Source organism: Shimia sp. (assembly GCF_022448905.1).
Lineage (GTDB): Bacteria > Pseudomonadota > Alphaproteobacteria > Rhodobacterales > Rhodobacteraceae > Shimia.
Genome location: NZ_JAKVCW010000020.1, coordinates 56,986 through 75,225 on the forward strand (window position 1 = coordinate 56,986; position 18,240 = coordinate 75,225).

The 18,240-nt window shown below is 57.9% G+C and carries 11 protein-coding genes; 5 read left to right on the plus strand and 6 right to left on the minus strand.

Going from position 1 to position 18,240, the window contains the following annotated elements; all coding sequences use genetic code 11:
• Positions 1-72 precede the first annotated feature (72 nt).
• Together bfr and MK208_RS19125 are read right to left on the minus strand one after the other, a co-directional pair.
• The gene (gene bfr / locus MK208_RS19120; protein WP_294119196.1) at positions 73-561 is read right to left on the minus strand and encodes a bacterioferritin; all 489 of its coding nucleotides are present in this window, start codon (positions 559-561) and stop codon (positions 73-75) included.
• 136 nt (positions 562-697) lie between these two features.
• Entirely contained in the window at positions 698-946 is a 249-nt protein-coding gene (locus MK208_RS19125; RefSeq protein ID WP_294119198.1) for a (2Fe-2S)-binding protein, read from the minus strand.
• A 429-nt stretch (positions 947-1,375) separates the two neighbouring features.
• On the opposite strand from MK208_RS19125, the gene MK208_RS19130 reads away from it, so the two are divergent.
• From MK208_RS19130 to MK208_RS19140, 3 genes are read left to right on the plus strand one after another with little or no spacing between them, the layout of a single operon-like run.
• Positions 1,376-6,856, plus strand: a complete 5,481-nt coding sequence (locus tag MK208_RS19130; protein ID WP_294119199.1) for a glutamate synthase-related protein — start codon at positions 1,376-1,378, stop codon at positions 6,854-6,856.
• 5 nt (positions 6,857-6,861) lie between these two features.
• A complete protein-coding gene (locus MK208_RS19135) occupies positions 6,862-8,616 on the plus strand; it encodes a sulfite reductase flavoprotein subunit alpha (RefSeq protein ID WP_294119201.1) in 1,755 nt (584 codons plus the stop codon).
• Positions 8,617-8,627: 11 nt separating this feature from the next.
• Positions 8,628-9,575: a hypothetical protein gene (locus tag MK208_RS19140; RefSeq protein ID WP_294119202.1), complete on the plus strand. Its 948-nt coding sequence runs from the start codon at positions 8,628-8,630 to the stop codon at positions 9,573-9,575.
• A 50-nt stretch (positions 9,576-9,625) separates the two neighbouring features.
• On the opposite strand, the gene MK208_RS19145 is transcribed toward MK208_RS19140, so the two are convergent.
• Complete coding sequence (locus MK208_RS19145) at positions 9,626-10,501, minus strand: AraC family transcriptional regulator (protein ID WP_294119203.1); 876 nt, start codon at positions 10,499-10,501, stop codon at positions 9,626-9,628.
• Between the two features lie 182 nt (positions 10,502-10,683).
• Here MK208_RS19145 and MK208_RS19150 point away from each other — a divergent pair, with 182 nt between their 5' ends.
• Together MK208_RS19150 and fes are read left to right on the plus strand one after the other, a co-directional pair.
• Positions 10,684-12,834, plus strand: coding sequence for a TonB-dependent siderophore receptor (locus MK208_RS19150; RefSeq protein WP_294119204.1), 2,151 nt, complete (start codon positions 10,684-10,686; stop codon positions 12,832-12,834).
• Complete coding sequence (gene fes, locus MK208_RS19155; protein ID WP_294119205.1) at positions 12,824-14,470, plus strand: enterochelin esterase; 1,647 nt, start codon at positions 12,824-12,826, stop codon at positions 14,468-14,470. The genes MK208_RS19150 and fes overlap by 11 nt, the downstream gene beginning before the upstream one ends.
• A gap of 38 nt (positions 14,471-14,508) precedes the next feature.
• Here fes and MK208_RS19160 read toward each other — a convergent pair whose 3' ends face one another.
• The 3 genes from MK208_RS19160 to MK208_RS19170 all read right to left on the minus strand — a co-directional run bounded on the left by MK208_RS19160 (position 14,509) and on the right by MK208_RS19170 (position 17,565).
• Positions 14,509-15,279, minus strand: a complete 771-nt coding sequence (locus tag MK208_RS19160; protein WP_294119206.1) for an ABC transporter ATP-binding protein — start codon at positions 15,277-15,279, stop codon at positions 14,509-14,511.
• On the minus strand, positions 15,276-16,337 hold the full coding sequence (locus tag MK208_RS19165; RefSeq protein WP_294119207.1) for an iron ABC transporter permease: 1,062 nt from the start codon (positions 16,335-16,337) through the stop codon (positions 15,276-15,278). The genes MK208_RS19160 and MK208_RS19165 overlap by 4 nt, the downstream gene beginning before the upstream one ends.
• Before the next feature lie 73 nt (positions 16,338-16,410).
• Complete coding sequence (locus MK208_RS19170) at positions 16,411-17,565, minus strand: ABC transporter substrate-binding protein (protein WP_294119209.1); 1,155 nt, start codon at positions 17,563-17,565, stop codon at positions 16,411-16,413.
• Positions 17,566-18,240: the final 675 nt, after the last annotated feature.

The window sequence follows — 18,240 nt, forward strand, 5'->3', positions numbered from 1 at the left end:
ATTTTCGAATGGCCAAGCGCGGCTCAAACACTGAAAGGCCACAGTTAGAACCGCGCTTCAAACACGATTTTGTTACCCGTCTACGTCGTCAGCTGAGTCAGCGTTCAACTGATTGTAGTTGGCCGCACCAATGTCATCGAGCAGCCCGATTTGTGTCTCAAGGAAATCCACATGGCCCTGCTCGTCCAAGATCAGCTCCTCAAAGAGATGCATCGAGGCAAAGTCGCCCACATCCGCGCAGTACTTGCGCGCTTCGGCGTACAGAGCCACAGCTTCCATCTCTACTTCGAGGTCACACGTCAATGTTTCGCGAACATCTTCGCCGATACGAAGCGGATTCAAGCTTTGCAGATTTGGCATACCTTCTAAGAAGATAATCCGATCAATAAGCTTGTCCGCATGCTCCATCTCTTCGATGCTCTCTTCACGCATCTTTTTGGCAAGCTTTGTGACGCCCCAATCATTTTGAAGACGATAATGCAGCCAAAACTGGCTGACCGCTGTCAGTTCATGTTTTAGCGCAACATTCAAATACTCAATTACCTTCTTGTCGCCTTTCATAGCTACACTCCCTTTTGGCTCTTATTGAAGGAGGGCCAAATGCCCTGCTGAGAGCTTAGGTCGCGCCGCTGAGCCGGCAAAACAAAACAGGTTTCCTAAAGTATTTGAAAGAGTGGAATAACCGCGCTGCCTGCGTCTAAACGGCGGCCAGCTTCTGGTTGGCGGACACACGCAAACCACGCAGTTCTGGCGGCACTTCAAGATTGGCGTTTGACCGCATCGAAGACACAAAGAGCTTCATACAGCCGCCGCAATCCGGCGCCTTGCCAAGAGCATGATAGATCTTGCCCGGCGTTATGATCGCCGTCTCGTCCGCCGCACGCATCCAGTCGATAGCCTGGTGAATGTCGCGATCAGAGATGGTTTGGCAGCTGCAGATGATCATTTAGAAGGTCCGTTTTAGATGTGAGTAGTTACCCGACCAAAACAATCAGGGTCAATACCTGATATTTTCAGTCAATTTCAAACACTCCACCACACCTGGCCCGAAATCACGCGGACATCCCGGTATGCCAACTGACCAACATGATTCTCGTGTGCCAATGCAGGAATGACAAGGAAACGCTAAAAATCCTCAATTCTTCCCCAAATCTAAATATCTGTTCGTGCCCTCGACAGCACGCGCACTCCTTGCCCTCCATGCCTGATGGTAATGTCAGGGTGATGTGACTACGGGGCTTCCGCCCCCTGCCTTGAATTTCACGGATTTGTCCGATAAAGCACCCCTAAGTAGACCTCCAGCCAATTGCCAGAGACAGACTATTCCCGCAGCGCGCAGCCTGCGGTCCCGTCCCTTTTGTCTTTGGAGCTCGGAATGACTACCAAGCCATCCCCTTTTGGCCTCTATAACCCTGACCTCGAACAAAGTTCCTGCGGGGTTGGTTTTTTGACACGTAAAGATGGGCGTCAAACCCATGACGTGCTCAAACGGGGCCATGAAGCGTTGTGCGCTGTACCGCACCGTGGTGGCATGTCCTCCGAAGGTGTCGGCGACGGCGCTGGTGTGTCCGTGGACCTGTCTGTGTCCTTCTTTGAGAAACTCACCGGTATTTCCCTCTCGCCTGGCCAGTTTGGCGTGGGCAACTTTTTCTTGCCAGCAGATGAGTCTCAGCACGACCGCGCCGCGCAATTGATTGAAACCGCACTGGATGAGGCCGGCTTCCAAACCAAGCTGATCCGCAATATGCCGGTCAACAATGACGCCATTGGCGAGCGGGCCGTGAAGTGGCAGTTGCCGATTGCGCAATGGGTTTTTGTGGCGCCAGATGGCGTGGACCAAACCAGTTTTGATCGCCGCATTCACACCGCTTTGTTGGCAATTGAGGCAGAAGCCTACACCGATCCGGCGCTTGAAGGGTTATATCCTCTCTCCCTGTCCTCACGCATGCAGGTTTTTAAAGGCCGCCTGAACTCTTGGGAAATCATCCCGTATTTCTCCGACCTCTCCGATCCGGACCATGCGGTGCACACGCTGTATTTCCACACGCGTTTCTCCACCAACACCGATCCGCATCCATCGATGGCGCAGCCGTTCCGTCTGATGGCCCACAACGGTGAGCTGAACACAGACAAGAAAAACCGCCTCAGCGAGGCCGCCATTGCGCTGGCCCGCAACAAGGCAATTGTGCGCCCCAAGGGCCAGTCTGACAGCTGTCGTTTGGACCAGACATTGAACGCCCGCGTCTATGACGAAGGTCTGGATTTGGTGACGGCCGTGGTCGCGATGATGCCTCCGGCATGGGAAAACGATGCCCGCGTCAGCCCACAAGTGCGGGCCATGCTGGAGTACTTCTCGCTCTCGGAAGAAAAAAACGACGGCCCTGCCGCGCTCGTATTTGGCGACGGCAACATCATTGGTGCTCGTCTGGACCGTCTGGGCCTGCGTCCGATGCGGTCTGTGGAAACCGGCGAATACCTCGCAGTGATGTCCGAAGCCGGACAGATCGACTTCCCACCCGAAGACGTGCTGCGCCGCGGCCGTGTTGAAGCGGGCGGCATGATCTACCTGAACCACGCCGAAGGCCGGATCTACGAAACCGACGAAGCGCTGGAGATGCTGGCGCAGGCCAAAGACTATGCGGCGCTTTTGACTGAAGCACAGGTCAATATCGATGATCTGCCCGTCGCGGACCGCCTGCCAGCCGATGCGGCGGCGAGCTACAATGGTGATCTCGCCTGGCCCGCGCGATATGTCGGCTACACGCTCAACCAGGAAAGCTTCAAGTTCCTGATGGACCCTATGTTGCAAACCGGCGTCGAAAAGGTTTCGGCCATGGGTTACGGCAACGCCATCAATGCGCTTTCAGAAAACGAAGGCGGCGTGGCCAAATACTTCAGCCAGCGTTTTGCCCAAGTGACCAACCCACCGCTGGATTCGATCCGCGAAGCGGATGGCATGACCCTGCGCGTGGCGCTCGGCGAAAAGCCGCACCTCGGCCAAAGCCGCTCGCGTCAGATTGTGGTCAACAGCCCAGTGCTCTTGATGACCGATGTGCTGAAGATCAAAGCTCAAACGGACACGCCTTGGGCCAAGTTTGACATGCTTTATGCACCAGAGTTCGACGATGGCGCTGCCAACGAAGCCTCATTGACCAATGCAATTGACGCCGTGGCGGACGAGATCGTGGCCTTCGCCCGCAAAAAAGGTGGCATCGCAATCCTATCCGATCGCCACCTCAGCCGCGCACTTGCGCCCATGCCAATGACTTTGGCGATCTCCGCAATCAACCAACGTCTGATCGAAGAAGGCATGCGGTTCAAGGTCAGCTTGGTGGTGGAGAGCGGCCAAATTTGTTCGTCCCACCACATCTGCTGTGCCTTGGGCTTTGGTGCCTCCGCGGTTTATCCCATGGCCGTGCGCATGCGCGCCGAAGAGCTTTTTGGCGAGGACGCGCCAGCCGCCTACGGCAAGTTTAAAAAGGCCGCGGAAAAGGCGTTGATGAAAACCATGGGCAAAGTTGGGCTTTGCACCGTGGAAAGCTACTCGGGGGGCGAGTTCTTTGAACCTAACTTCCTGGACACCAACGATCCGGTCTTTGCCAAATACCTGCCAAACATGAAAACCCCTGTCGGTGGCGTGCGCTTTGACGTTGTCGCGAAATCCGTGGCCGATTGGCACGAGCGGGCGCTTTCGGTGGAAAGCGACAAGGACATTCCGATCCTCGGCCTCTTCAAAGAACGTGCCGAAGGTGCAGGCCACTCTTACGGCACCACCGCTGTGCGTGGCTTTGTCGATCTGACAGAAGAGAAGATCACCTTTGACCAAAGCAACGACGGCGGTGCGCTGGATGGCGAGACCGATCCATTCCGCCTGCTGACCCTGCGCCAAATGGATGATGCCTTTGGCGTCGATGACAAAGGCTATGTAAACACTTCGTTTGAGAAGCTCTCTGACGAGCAGATCAACACATTCGAGATCACCCCCGGCTACCGCGCCTTCAGCGCTATGATGGCCGAAGAGCGCCACCGCCGCCCAGCTGCGCTGCGCGATGTGCTGGCCTTCCCAGCGGACATCACCTTCCTGGACACCGTTGCCGACATGAAGCGCGAGATGATGCTCTTCAATCGGGCTGGCAACAATGACTTTGTCATTCGCGGACTTGCCGTTGAGGAACTGAGTACAGGCGAATACCTCCTGCGCCTATCCGGGCCAAAGTCCAGTGACATCGGCCGGCTTGATGTGCTGGCCGAAACGCTGGTGGATCGTTTTGGCAAAGACGTCGAAGGCCACTACATCACCAAAGGCGCGTTGAAAGTCACCGTCAAAGGCATGGCGCTGGATTACATATCCCGCCTGCGCCAAGCGCCCGACCGCCTGCCACTTGGAGACGTGCAACCGGCCAGCGAGATCACTGGTCGTCTGGCCTCTGGTGCAATGTCACACGGCGCGCTGGTGGCCTCAGCCCACGAGGCTGTGGCGCATGGCACCAATATGGCGGGCGGCATGTCCAACTCCGGTGAAGGCGGCGAGCACATCACCCGATACGGCACGATTCGCGCCAGCCGGATCAAACAGTTTGCCTCCGGTCGATTTGGCGTCTGGGCAGGCTATTTGGCCGACCCGAACCTGGAAGAAATCGAGATCAAAATCGGTCAGGGTGCAAAACCCGGCGAAGGGGGGCAGCTGCCCGCGCCCAAGGTGACCGTAGAGATCGCGGCCGCCCGTGGGGGCACACCTGGCGTAGAGCTGATCTCGCCGCCTCCGCACCATGACACCTATTCCATCGAAGACCTTGGGCAGCTCATCCACGACGCCAAGGCGGCGCGGGTGCGGGTGATTGTGAAACTGGTGTCCTCTGAGGGCATCGGGACGATTGCTGTCGGCGTCGCCAAAGCCGGTGCTGATGTGATCAACATCGCAGGCAACACCGGCGGCACCGGCGCGGCGGCGGTGACCTCGCTCAAATACACTGGTCGCGCGGCGGAAATTGGCATTGCCGAAGTGCATCAGGCGCTGTGCGCCAACGGCATCCGCCAGAAAGTGCTGCTGCGCTGTTCTGGTGCGATGCAGACCGGCTCAGATGTGGTCAAAGGCGCGCTGCTGGGCGGCGACAGCTTTGAATTTGGCACCACCGCGCTGATGATGCTGAAATGCGTGATGGCGAAGAACTGCAACGTGAAATGCCCGGCCGGTTTGACCACCAACCCCGAAGTATTTGACGGCGATCCACGCGCGTTGGCGCAGTATCTGCTGAACATCGCACATGAAGTGCGCGAAATCCTTTCGTCACTGGGTCTGAAATCCTTGCAAGAAGCGCGCGGTCGTTCCGATCTGCTGCACCTTCTGGATCACCCGGCCTCCGTTGGGAAGCTCGACCTGCGGGCGATGCTGACCAATGTGGCAGAGATAAAAGTCGACGATCCGATCTATCTGGAAAAAGACTTTGCCGTGGATGACGCGCTTCTGGAGCAGGTGAAATCCCGCTTGATCGAGGGCGGCGAACGCAAAATCGAGCTGCGCCCCAATGCGCCGCTTAACAACCGCAACAAAACCGTTGGTGGCCAGCTTGGCGTCGATATCGAACGCCTTCTGAACCACGAGTTGGCCGATCTGCCAGCGGCTGCATTCGAAGACAGCCGAGGCCGCCGCTACCTTGACCCGCGCTCGGTGCGTGTGATCACCAACGGCTCCGCGGGCCAGAGCTTTGGTGCCTTCTGTAACGACGGCATGGTGATGGAACATACCGGCACCTGTAACGACGGTGTCGGCAAAGGGGCATCTGGTGGCGAAATCGTAGTGCGCAGCCCGGGCGGGGCCAAAGGCCGTGAAAACGTGCTGATCGGCAACTTCGCCTTGTTCGGCGCCACCGGCGGGCGGACCTTTGTCGAAGGCCAAGCGGGCGACCGCTTTGCCGTGCGCAACTCCGGTGCCACAGCGGTGGTCGAAGGCGTGGGCGATTTCTGTGCCGAATACATGACCAACGGCGCGATCCTCAACATCGGTGGCTTTGCCAAAGGCTTTGGCAACGGCATGTCCGGCGGCTTTGCCTATCAGTACGACCCCGAAGGGCGTCTGCAGGACATGATGAGCCAGGATTCTGTGCTGGCAGGCACACTGGTCGACGGCTCCGATCATGCCACCATTCATGAACAGGCCGTGCGTCAAATGCTGACTTGGCACGTAGAGGCAACCGGCTCTGCCAAAGGCCGTGATCTGCTGGGCGACTGGGACAACACCCGTGCGCACATGGCTTGGGTTATGCCCAAAGCCCTGTTGCAATATCAGGACTCCGACGCCATACTGGCCGCCCGCAGCCGCAAAGAGCTGATCGAGGAACTCTCCACCGCGCTCGCGGCGCATCAGATTGCCGAGCTCAAGAAAGCGTGGAAGCAAGGGCGCCCAGTCCATCGCGGCGCGGTGCCGTCTTATGGCGAAATGGACACCGATGAGATGTTCCGCCTGCTGGGCAGCTACGTAGTGTTGGAACAGGCACAGGCGATTGCCGACAAGCGTGTGAAGGGGGCCGACCGCATCGCCCGCGACAAGGCCGCCCGCAACCTGATCCTGACCGAAGACTTCGGCCTCATGGCAGCCTTGGCAAAACACGCCAAAGCCTCTGTCGAAGGCTATGACGACGCAGGCTTGGCCGCCCTTGTGGCCAACAAGCGCTTGAGTGACTTCAAGCGCGCGCTCAGCCTACGCAACATTCTCAGCATGGACAGCCCGGGCACCTATGCCTGGATCCTGCACCAAAGCGCCAAAAACCGCGCGGCTCTGGGCGAAGTACCCAGCTTTGACGCGCTCTTTGCAGAAAACGCGATCCCAGATGTGATCGCCCGCACCGCAGCGGAGTAATCCCAATGAACGATATGACCACAAAAGTGCCCTATATCCCTGAGGATGCGCCGTTTTCCGGCGAGCAAAAGACTTGGCTAGGCGGTTTCCTCGCCGGCCTGCATTCTCGCCTCGTCGCCGGCGGCGGCGCCGCTGCGCCAGCCGCAGAAGCGGCGGATGTGAAATACCTCGACATCCTGTTTGGCACGCAAACTGGCAATGCCGAAAGCGTGGCGGAAGACGCGGCCGCTCTGGCCAAAACCAAAGGCTTCACCCCACGTGTGGCCGAAATGGACGACGTCAGCATGGAGCAGCTTGCCACCATGCAAAACCTGATCATCGTGGTGTCGACCTACGGCGAAGGCGAAATGCCAGACAACGCGCATATCTTCTGGGACGCTCTGAGCGCCTCCACTGCGCCGCGTCTGGAAAACCTAAACTACGGCGTACTGGCACTTGGCGACACCTCCTATGACGAGTTCTGTCAGGCCGGTAAGTTGGTCGACACCCGTCTTGAGCAACTTGGTGCCAAACGCCTTGGCGCCCGTGTGGACTGCGACGTTGATTTTGAGGACGCCGCCGAGGCATGGATCGCCGCCACCATCCCGGACGCAGGCAGCGTTTCTGCGGCCGCGCCCACCGCTGAGGCTGCCCCCAAGAAGGAGAAATCCGGCTGGGGACGCAAGAACCCGTATCTTTCAACCATGTTGGACAACCACGTTGTGTCCGGCGCGAAATCCGCCAAGGAAATCCGCCACATCGCCTTCGATCTTGGCGACAGCGGCATGACTTATGAGGCCGGTGACGCGCTTGGCGTTATGCCCTTGAACGCGCCGGATCTGGTGCAGGCGTGGCTGGACCGCCTGGGCGCCGGTGCAGAAACCGACATCTCTGGCCAGCCGCTGGGCGATTTACTGACCACAGGCCTGGAGATCATGACCCCATCCCGCGACCTGATCCGCGCGATTGAACCCCTCGCCAAAAATGACGAGTTGAGCCATGTCGTGGGCAATGGTGATAAAGAAGCGCTGGAACACTACCTCTGGGGCAAAGACGCTCTGGATCTGTTGAACCTCAACCCCGATCTGGCGCTGGACCCGACGCAGGTGATCACCTGGCTGAAGCCCCTGCAGCATCGCGCCTATTCGATCTCTTCCAGCCCGAAGGCGCACCCCGGCGAAGTGCATCTGACCGTTGCGGCTGTGCGTTGGATGTATGAGAACCGACCGCACCGCGGCGTGTGCTCTACATTCCTCGCCGATCACGTCCCGGAGGGCGCGCAGGCCGGTATCTTCATGTCGCCAAACAAGTCCTTCCGCGTGCCCGAAGACGACAGCGTGCCGATGATCATGGTTGGCCCAGGCACCGGCGTCGCGCCGTTCCGCGCCTTCCTCGAAGAGCGCCGCGAACGCGGCGCATCAGGCGCCAACTGGCTGTTCTTTGGCGATCAACACCGCGCCAGCGACTTCATCTACGAAGATGAAATCAGCGCCTTCTCGTCTTCCGGCCTGCTGACCCGTCTGGACCTCGCCTTCTCCCGCGATCAGGCGGAGAAAGTCTACGTGCAGCACCGCATGGTCGAAAACGGCAAAGACCTCTTCGCGCAACTCGAAGAAGGTGGCTATTTCTACGTCTGTGGCGATGCTACCCGTATGGCCCGCGACGTGGACGAGGCACTGCATCAGATCATCGAAACCCAGGGCGGTATGTCGTCTGAGGCGGCAATTGAATACGTCAACCGCCTGAAGCGCGATAAGCGCTATGTGCGGGACGTTTACTAACAAGGCAACACATGCCCCAACGCGCCCCCGCCCGAGACACCGCGCTTTTCCAAACCGGAGAGCAGCCTCGCACCCTTGCCGCCTTACAGGCACAGGCGGAGGTGACCTTTGTGGAAGGTGGATTGGACACCGTTGGCCTGATCGGTGCGCAACTGTCTGACGCGCTGATAAGCACCAACAACGGGGCTGCCCTGCTCTCCAGCATGGGCGGCCTGTCTCGGCTTCAGGACATCACCCGCCCCTTCCATATCTCGCGCAGCCGCGTCACTCTCAGGGTGAACCCAACCACTCAGGTACAGCTCGCCCGTACGGCAGGTCGCGCCGGCCCAGACACCGTATTGCTGGTCACAGACCCGCAGGATCACGTATCTCTCCGTATCGAAGCCAACGGCGGCTATGATGCGCTGGTGCTCCCCGCTCTGGACCAAGACGCTCAATCGGACTTAACCGCAGCTCCCACGGTCGAGCACACAAACATTGTGTCTCTTGCGGCTGTTCGTCAGGCCAAAGACCGCTGGGCGCGCAGCGACAGTGGCATGCACTTCAACGACATTCTGAAAGACGGTGGTTCAACGCGCCTGGCCACCCTGCCCCATGTCGGCGATGGGCGTGCTTGGCAAATTCAGGAACAAGTGATTGTCAGCTTCCTGACCTACCTCATCGGGCGACGGATTTCCTTTAGCAGTCTGGTTGCCGGATGTGGGTTCTTGCAAGGCGTCATTTTCCAAGACGGTGACATTCGACTTCTCGACAAAATCCTGCTGGTGAACTGTGATCGCCGCCACTTTGCCGTCGATTTATCGAAAGTGGCGTCCTGCTGGGTCAGCCGTTTTGGCGCAGTGTCCCATCTGGAGTTTTATGCGGCGGACGGGAAGGCAATTGCTGTGCTCGCCCCTGATCCCCACAACGACCTGGGGCATTGGAACGACTTACTGGCTTCCTTACCAAGGCATCGCTAGCACCTAAGCCACATGAGGAAGTCGCCTTAGAGCTCCGCACTTCTGCAGCATCAAATCTCCCGGTTCCGGACCGTTGTTGGCGCCACACCGAACTCGCGCCGAAATGCCGTCGCAAAGTTCGCAGGTGAGGAATAGCCCGCCAAATGCGCCGCTTTCGCCAATGGCAGTCCTTCCTTTTGCAACGCCTCATTCGCCCGTTTCAGGCGAGATTTGCGGACAAACTGCGAAACACTGACCCCATAGGCCTGCTTAAATCGCCGCTGTATAGATCGACGGTTGAGCCCAAACGTCTGTTCCAAATATTCCAACGAGATGTCCTGCGTGAGGTTTTCCAGGATATGAAGCCGAATACGCTCAAGCGGTTTTAGTTCGTTGTTTTGGAGAGAGGTTTTGGCGGTATGATCCTCTGTCGCAGTAATCTCAGCCGGAATGCGGCGCAAAACTTCCAAAGCACGTGACATCCGAAAAAGGCCCAACTGCTGGTCACTGTCCTCTGGTGGCGAGAAAATGATCTGTTGTGCCAGGCGCAATGTCTCTTTGCTCGGGGACCAGATACGCTGCTCCAAATGCTGTTTTGGAAAGTTCGGCAACCCTTCTTCACGTGTCATGTCGCGCGCGATGTGGTCAAACCAGTCAGGCGGCCCGGCAATGGAAATCTTCTGAAACGGATCGCCCCACGATCCGGCAAATTGCAAGTCACATTCCTTCGTGAACAGAACTGCATAGCCAACAGGCTCGGCGGCATCCCCTTCACCCGCGTTCAATTCAACAAGCTGTCCGTCCACATAAAACTTCTGGCGTCCCTTGAGCAGGATCAGAACAAGGAACTTCGGCTGTACTGGCGCAGACGCATCATCGCTGACCCCAGAAATTGTCTCATTCAGAACACCAACACGAAATTCACCAGGAAAAAGATCAACCGACATTCAGATGGTCCTTTGTTAGGTCGCGTCTTTGTCAAAACGTCGCTGCGCAAACAAAACTGTCGCCTGCGCAAAGGTGTTCACAATAGACCCCTTTCCCCGCGTTTTATAAAACCCAATAAAAATACTCAACATTAACTGCATCCGGGCGTTCCCAAAGTGCAGTTATCTAAAGGGGACACACCGTGAAGGACATCACACTTCGCAGCCGGCACATCCTTGCCGGCTGTCTGGCGACCACTGCGCTCATGCCAATTTCTGCGTTTGCAGAAGAAGACTATACGCTTGACGAAATCACCGTGCTTCAGGCTTTTGAAAGCCCCGAAGTGGAAGGCTATGCCGCTGGCCACAGCTCCAGCGCCACTAAAACCAGCACGCCGCTGGTGAAGACCCCAGTCACGGTCAATGTTGTAACAGAAGACCAAATGCTGGATCAGGGCGCGGAGTCCGTGGCAGAGGCGCTGAGCTATACGCCAAACGTCGTGACCAACTACCGTGGCGAGTCCACTATCTATGACGAAACCTTCATTCGCGGCTTTACCTACGCCCCCAAATACCTGAACGGCTCCCAATTCGGCACCCCAGGCTTCGGGCAACTCGATCCGTTCCTGCTGGACCGGGTTGAGGTCGTGAAGGGGCCAAACTCCGTGGTGTTTGGCAGCGCGATCCCGGGCGGCGTGGTCAACATGTCCCTCAAAACCCCCAATGAAAACACCGGCAACCGTCTGGTTTTTGGTTTGGGATCAGACAACTACAAACAGCTGTCCGCAGACCTGCGGGGAGATTTAAACGAAGACGGCACACTCAAGTACCGTTTGGCTGTGACCGGTTGGGACAAAGACCTGCAAGGGGACGCGTTTGGCCAAAGCCGCCTCTCCTTGGCACCCTCTATCCGCTGGGAGATTACGCCTGATACCGAGCTGCAAGCCGACGTGATCTATCAAAAAGATCCCGAGGCTGGTCAGCGGAATTTCTACACCTTGAAGGGCACACTGGAGCCAACCGTTGGCGGGCACTACTATGACCGTGATCTGGTCTCCATTGCGCCGGAATATGACCAACTCAATCGCGAGACATACTCCTTCGGCACCCGTCTGCGGCACAGCTTTGACAACGGGATGACCTTCCGGTCCTCCCTGCGCTACACAGAAATCGATCAGTTCCAGAACAACGTTTTGGTGGACAATATCGATAGCGTTGGTGTGCCAGATGATATCGCCGACCTTGGCGTGGCCTGGATCAAAGATGACTATAAACAGTTCACCTTTGACAACTCCTTGGAGTCTCAGTTTTCTGTTGGTCAAACCGACCACACGCTTCTGGTTGGTTTGGATTATCAACAGCAAAAGCACCGTTCCAACAACCGCACCAACTGGGTCACGCCTCTGCAATTTGACCTGTCCAATCCAAGCTTCATCACCCCGGCGGATGATCCGTCGCAGTACCTGCGCCCGGACAACATCCAAGACGTTCGCTTTAAGCAGACAGGCCTGTACGTACAGGACCAAATTGCATTTGGCCGCTTCAACCTGCTCCTTGGCGGGCGCTATGACCGGACCAAAACCACCACAGAAAACCTCAGCTTCGGCGGCAGCGACACGACCGAGTCCGGAGCGTTCAGCGGTCGCATTGGTTTGTCCTATGAATTCGACAACGGGATTGTGCCCTACGCCAGCTTCTCGACCTCGTTCCAGCCGTCCACCGATTATGACGTGAATGGCAATTTGCTGGACCCAAGCGATGCGCGACAGTTTGAGGTTGGTGCCAAATGGGCCTCAGCCGATGACAAACTCTTTGTCAGCGCCGCCTACTTTGACATCGAGCAGACCAACATTGTCGAAGACGATCCAGTCAACGGCTGGCCACACCGGACCAACATCGGCACACGCCGCTCCAAAGGGTTTGAGCTGGAAGCGCGCGGCCGCGTGACCGATCGGCTTGATGTGATCGCAGGATTGGGCCTCGTTGATGCGCAAATGACCGAGGGCCAATACGCCGGCTTCACCGCGCAACGTATCCCCGAAAGCAACGCGTCCCTCTGGCTGAACTATGAGTTCATCGAAGGCCTCTCTGGTGCCATCGGCGCGCGCTACACCGGTTCGTCCTTTGGGGATTATGCCGAGAACATCGTAGTGCCGTCCTATACGCTGTTTGATTTGGGCTTGAGCGCAGACCTTGGCCTGCTGAGTTCCAACCTCAAATGCGTTAAGGCCAACCTCGCCGTCACCAACCTCACAGACAAAACCTATGTGGCGTCCTGTGTCTCCAGTTGGGATGACTACTGCTGGTTTGGCGAAGGTCGCGAAGTGCGCTTCCAACTGACCTATGACTGGTAAACTCTCAACCTATCTGGCCGTCGCCGCGCTGTCTTTGCACAGTGCGGCGATTGCCTATGCGCAAACGGCAGAGACAATGTTGATATCAAACGACACACCGGAATTGGCCCTCGATTTTGCCACCGGCAGCCAAACCGCAAAAGCCCAGTTGGTCACCGTGACTGGGTCTTATGTGGAAGGCGTTGTGGAGGCATCCGGCGCCCCAGTCGATGTCATTCTCACCGCAACCGATGGAACCAAACGCAGAGTGCTGCAAGACGTCGTGACCCGCGGCGTTTTTCGCTTTGTGGCAGAGGCCGACACCTATGACATTGAACTTGTGTCGCCGGAAGGGACCGGCACAGCCCGCGTGACCCTCTTGCGCAACTTGCCCCCAGAGGAGCAACTCCCCCCCGCAGAGCCAAATGTCGCAAAGGATCCGGTAAGCCCCACTTTGCAGGCGCTTTTGGCAAAGGGGATCAACGATGCGAGCTTGTCCGCCTTTTGGGACCAGCGTCTTCGTGATGGCACCCCTCTGATCGAGGCGGACCCGCAAAAAGATCCCGACATGCGATTGGTCACTTTCCTATGGCGTGGCGCCACTCACAACGCGCGGCTCATTGGGGCGCCCGCCGACGATCATGTTTGGATGCAAAAACTGGCGGAGAGCGACATCTGGTTTGCCTCCTTTCGCGTGCGCGCTGACCTGCGCATGAGCTATCAAATCGCGCCCGATATTCCCTCGATACCTGGCTCCCAGCGCGAAAAGCGCATTGCCCTTCTGTCCACGCTGCAAGCTGACCCGCTGAACAAGGTCCCCTTTATCCCAACAGCCCAGGATCGCTTTGAACAGCAAAGCTACCTGGCTTTGCCAAATGCCCCGGTCCAACCCAGCTTTGAGCAAACGCAATCCAACCTGCCCCTACGCGAGCAAAGATTTGAAAGCGCCATTCTCGGCAACCAACGTCGGGTCTGGTTCTACACGCCGCAAGAGTTCACGCCCAGAGACCCAAACAACGTCCTGCTGATCGTCTTTGATGGTGCGCGCTATATCAACCGGGCTCAAACGCCTCAAGTTTTGCACAACTTGCAACGCGACGGCCGCTTACCTGCGGTTCCCACAGTCTTTGTGGACAGCCTGGACCCGGAAACCCGCTGGCAAGAGTTGGCCTGCAACGCTGAGTTTGGAGACGCCATCGCTTCTGAACTTCTTCCAATCGCGCAGCAGTATTTTGGCTTGTCCCCTACCCCGGATCGCACCGTGGTCGCAGGCTCTAGTTTGGGTGGATTGTCTTCGGCCTGCATCGCCCTCAATCATTCTGAAGACATCGGCGCGTTTGTCTCGATGTCCGGTTCCTACTGGTATGCGCCGGAAGACTATGAGACGAAGGGTGAGGTATACACTTCACAGCTGGCGAAAGAGCGATCCCCTACCTCGATCAAAGCGTTCCTGTCGGCGGGCACTTACGAAACCAGCAGGTTCGCCGATGAGTTTGGCATCCTCGAAGGGTCCGAGCACCTCGCATCCACCTTGCAACAGCTCGGACACCCCGATGTCACCTATCAAACCTACGAGGGCGGGCACGACTACGCCATTTGGCGGGGGGCTTTGGCAGACGGCTTGCTGGCATTGTTTGGCAACCGAGTTTCAAAGTGATTTTTGCACCAAGGCCACACTTACGTGCCTTACGCCAATCACGCCAGCCTTGCATCCACATAGAGCACATTGCGCTGAGTACGCTCTAGGTCTGTGAGCACGCGGTAGGTTTCTTCGATCTGAGGCAGGGCGAGGATGTGTTCGGGCTTGCCATCCGCCAGAATGGCGCCTTCTCGCAGAAGCACGAGACGGTCGCAGAATTTGGCGGCCAAATTGAGATCGTGTAGGGCGGCCATGACCACCGGTTTCTTGCGGTCCATCTCGTTGCGGATCGAGGTCAGAATCGAGAGCTGGTGGTGCAGGTCCAGCGCGCTGGTGGGTTCATCCAGCAGGATCACATCTGGCGCGCGCACGATGGTTTGCGCCACCGCCACCATTTGCGCCTGTCCGCCGCTGAGGTCGGCGACGCCACGGTTGGCAAGGTGGGATAGGCCGAGAGCGTGTAGCGTGTCGGACACGCGGTCGAGATTGTCGTCGTTCACACGCCAGCCCGTGGTCTGCTTGAGCGCAAGCAGCACACTTTCAAACACCGAGAGCAACGCGTTGCAGCCATAGGCTTGCGGCATGTAGGCCACCCGTTTGGCGCGGTCTTTGCGTCCCAGATGGGTGACGTCTTCGCCCGCGATGGTGAGTGTGCCTTGGCTGGGCGTGATCAGCCCGGCGATGGTTTTGAACAGCGTGGATTTGCCCGCGGCGTTGGGGCCGATAAGGCCCACAAAGGCCCCGGGGGGAATGTCGGTGACGGTCACGTCGTGCAGCACGGTGGTGCGGCCATAGCCTGCAGACAGATTGGCGATGGTCAGGGTCATTGCAGGCGCTCCCGTCGTGAGCTGAGGATGATCGAGATGAAGATCGGCACGCCGATCAGCGAGGTGATGATGCCGATGGGGTAGATGATGCCCGGCGTGATGGTTTTGGAGATCAGCGAGGTGAGCGACAGCACCAGCGCGCCCACCATCGCTGAGAGCGGCACAAAGTAACGTTGATCCTCGCCCACCAGCATACGGGCAATGTGCGGCCCAACGAGGCCAACAAAGCCAACGGTGCCGACAAACGACACGGCAGTGGCCGCAAGCAGAGAGATGCAGATCAGCATTTCCACGCGCAGGCGGCCCAAGTCCACGCCCATACTTTGCGCGGTGGCTTCGCCCATGCGCAGGGCGGTCATCGGCCAGGTGCGGTAAAGGCTGAAGGGGATGGCGAAGCACAAGAGGATGGTGCCGAGGCCGATCTTTTCCCAGCTGGCGCGGCTGAGGGAGCCCATCATCCAGAAGACAATGCGGGCGATTTGGTCCTCGGACGCCATGTACTGCATCAGCGCCAGCAAGGCGGAGAAGGTGAAGAAGATTGCGATGCCAAAGAGGATCATGGTTTCTGATCCGACACCTTTGAGGCGGGTGGCGAGCAGAATGAAACCGCAGGTACAGAGCGCAAAGACAAAGGCGTTTACGGTGACCAGCAAGGGACCAACGGCCGGGATGACGCTGAAGCCAAGCACAATGGCCAGCGAGGCACCAAAGCTTGCAGCGGCGGAGACACCAAGAGTGAACGGTTCGGCCAGCGGATTGTTCAGGATAGTCTGCATCTGCGCGCCAGCCACGGCAAGAAGTGCGCCAACCAAAACGGCGGTGACGGCCACAGGCAGGCGGTAGTCCCAGACAATGACCTTCAACCGTGCGCCGTGCGACATCGGGTCCACCAACACTTCGGCGATGGTGGACAGGCTGTAGCCACCCGGTCCGGTGGTGATGTCCAGAAGGAAGCTCAGGCAAAGCAGGCCAAAGACAGCGGCAATGACGCCATAACGGCGGGACACGCGGGCGACATAATCATGCCGGATCGCCGCGGGATCAACTTCGAGGGTCACGGGGAAGATCTCCGAGGAGGGAAAATGAGGGTCCGGCCCCGCATAAGCAGAGCCGGGAAGTTGGCGAGGGGGATTAGCCGCCAACCTTCAGACTGCCCCAGAACACGCCGGAGTAGTCGATCGGAAGGAACTTATCGTGCAGTTCCTTCATGGATGCTTCTGGGTCCACGTCCTCAAACAGCTCCGGATGCATCCATTTGGCAAAGGCCTGCATGGCGACGAAGTGATACGGGCTGTTGTAGAACTGGTGGTAGACCGAGTGGAAGCGGCCGTTTTTCACAGCCGACAGTTCACCCCAGCCTTCGCGGGAAGCGAGACCTGCAAGGCGTTCCTGTACTGCGGCTGGCTCTGCTTCGTAGCCAAACAGCACAGCGGTAGTCGCCGGGTTGGCCTCAGACCAGTTGGCGCCGGTGCCAATGATGATTTCCGGATCATCGGCAAAGATCGCCTCAAGGCTGACGCTGGTTTTGAAGCCCGGGAACTTCATGGAGCCCCAGTTGCGGCCACCGGCCAAGTCAACCAGACGGCCCAGATTGGCAGCACCGTAGGTGTTGCAGCACTTGTTCGGGTTATAGCCAGCGGCATTTTCGATGAACACAATCGGGCGGTCTTCAGCCGGGATCTGCGCCACGCGGGAGTAGATCTGTTTCATCTGCTGCTGGTAGAAGTCGCCAAACTCATCCGCCTGATCGCGTTTGTCAAAGATACGGCCCATCAGCTGAATGCTGGGCACGGTGTTCTCGGTGGGGTTCTGGCGGAAGTCGACAAAGACCGTGGCCACGCCCGCCTCATCGAGTTTCTCAATGATGCCGCTTTCCTGCGCCTTGAGCAGGTTGCCGAGGTTCATGAACACCACTTCAGTGCCAAGCGCCACAACCGCTTCAAGATTCCACTCGTCCGAATAAGGGCTGCCGAAGCTCTTCAGATCGGCGATCTCAGGGTATTTGGCGAGGTACTTGCGATAGGCGTCCGGGTCGTATTTGACCATGTCGTCTTTCCAGCCAACGACGCGCTCAAACGGATTGTCCTGATCCAGAAGCGCAATCGAATAGATCATACGGCCTTCGCCGATCACAACTTTGGATGGGTTTTTCTCAACTTCGACAACGCGGCCTGCGACGTCGGTGACGGTGATGGTCTCTGCAAAAGCAATCGTGGCGGTGGTGACGGAAAACGTCACTGCTGCGGCAGCGGAGCAAAGACCCCGTGTCAGTGTGCTGACTTTCATGGGTCTCTCCTTGGGTATGTCGCGATCAGAGTCGCGATCTGAGGTGCAAGGAATATTAACACACCAAAAGAGTCAAGTATAAGGGTGGCGAGCTCGTGACGTGGGTTGAAGTTTCGGTGCTCAGGTCACGTCCAGCGCGGGCCGCTTCCTACGCTCGACCAGTTCCGCGCCTTCCAGGCGATGCACAAGAAAGGCCACACCGAGGAGGAGGACTCTCTACCGGAGCTTCGTTTCGCGCTGGCAGCTGATGTCTGCTTTGCCGCACCGCGCCGCCGCGAGACGAAGCGCCGCACAAAGTCCAGCAAGGCCCGCCTTTATCGGGGAACGCGATCAGTTGCTTGGACATGCTGCGCTCAATCAAATGACGGCACCGAGCTCTGTAGTACCTCCTCCTGCGCAGATCACGAATGGCGGCTATCAAGTCACTTTCGAAGTCCGGGGCCTGCACACTAACAATCTATTTCCGTTCTCTATGCTTGGCTGGCGCGGCTTCACGCCAATCTTTGCGGGCTTGGGTCTCTTATTGGCCCTCTCAGGTCCTCCACTTTCCTAATTAAAGGGGCGGACCACTTCATTGGTGGAGGCTCAGTTTCCTATTTTAGTTTGCCGTGAAAATTGATTGAGTGTCCGTCGTCAAAGTTTTTGGAACCAAAAGCGGCGTGAACTAAGAGAGTG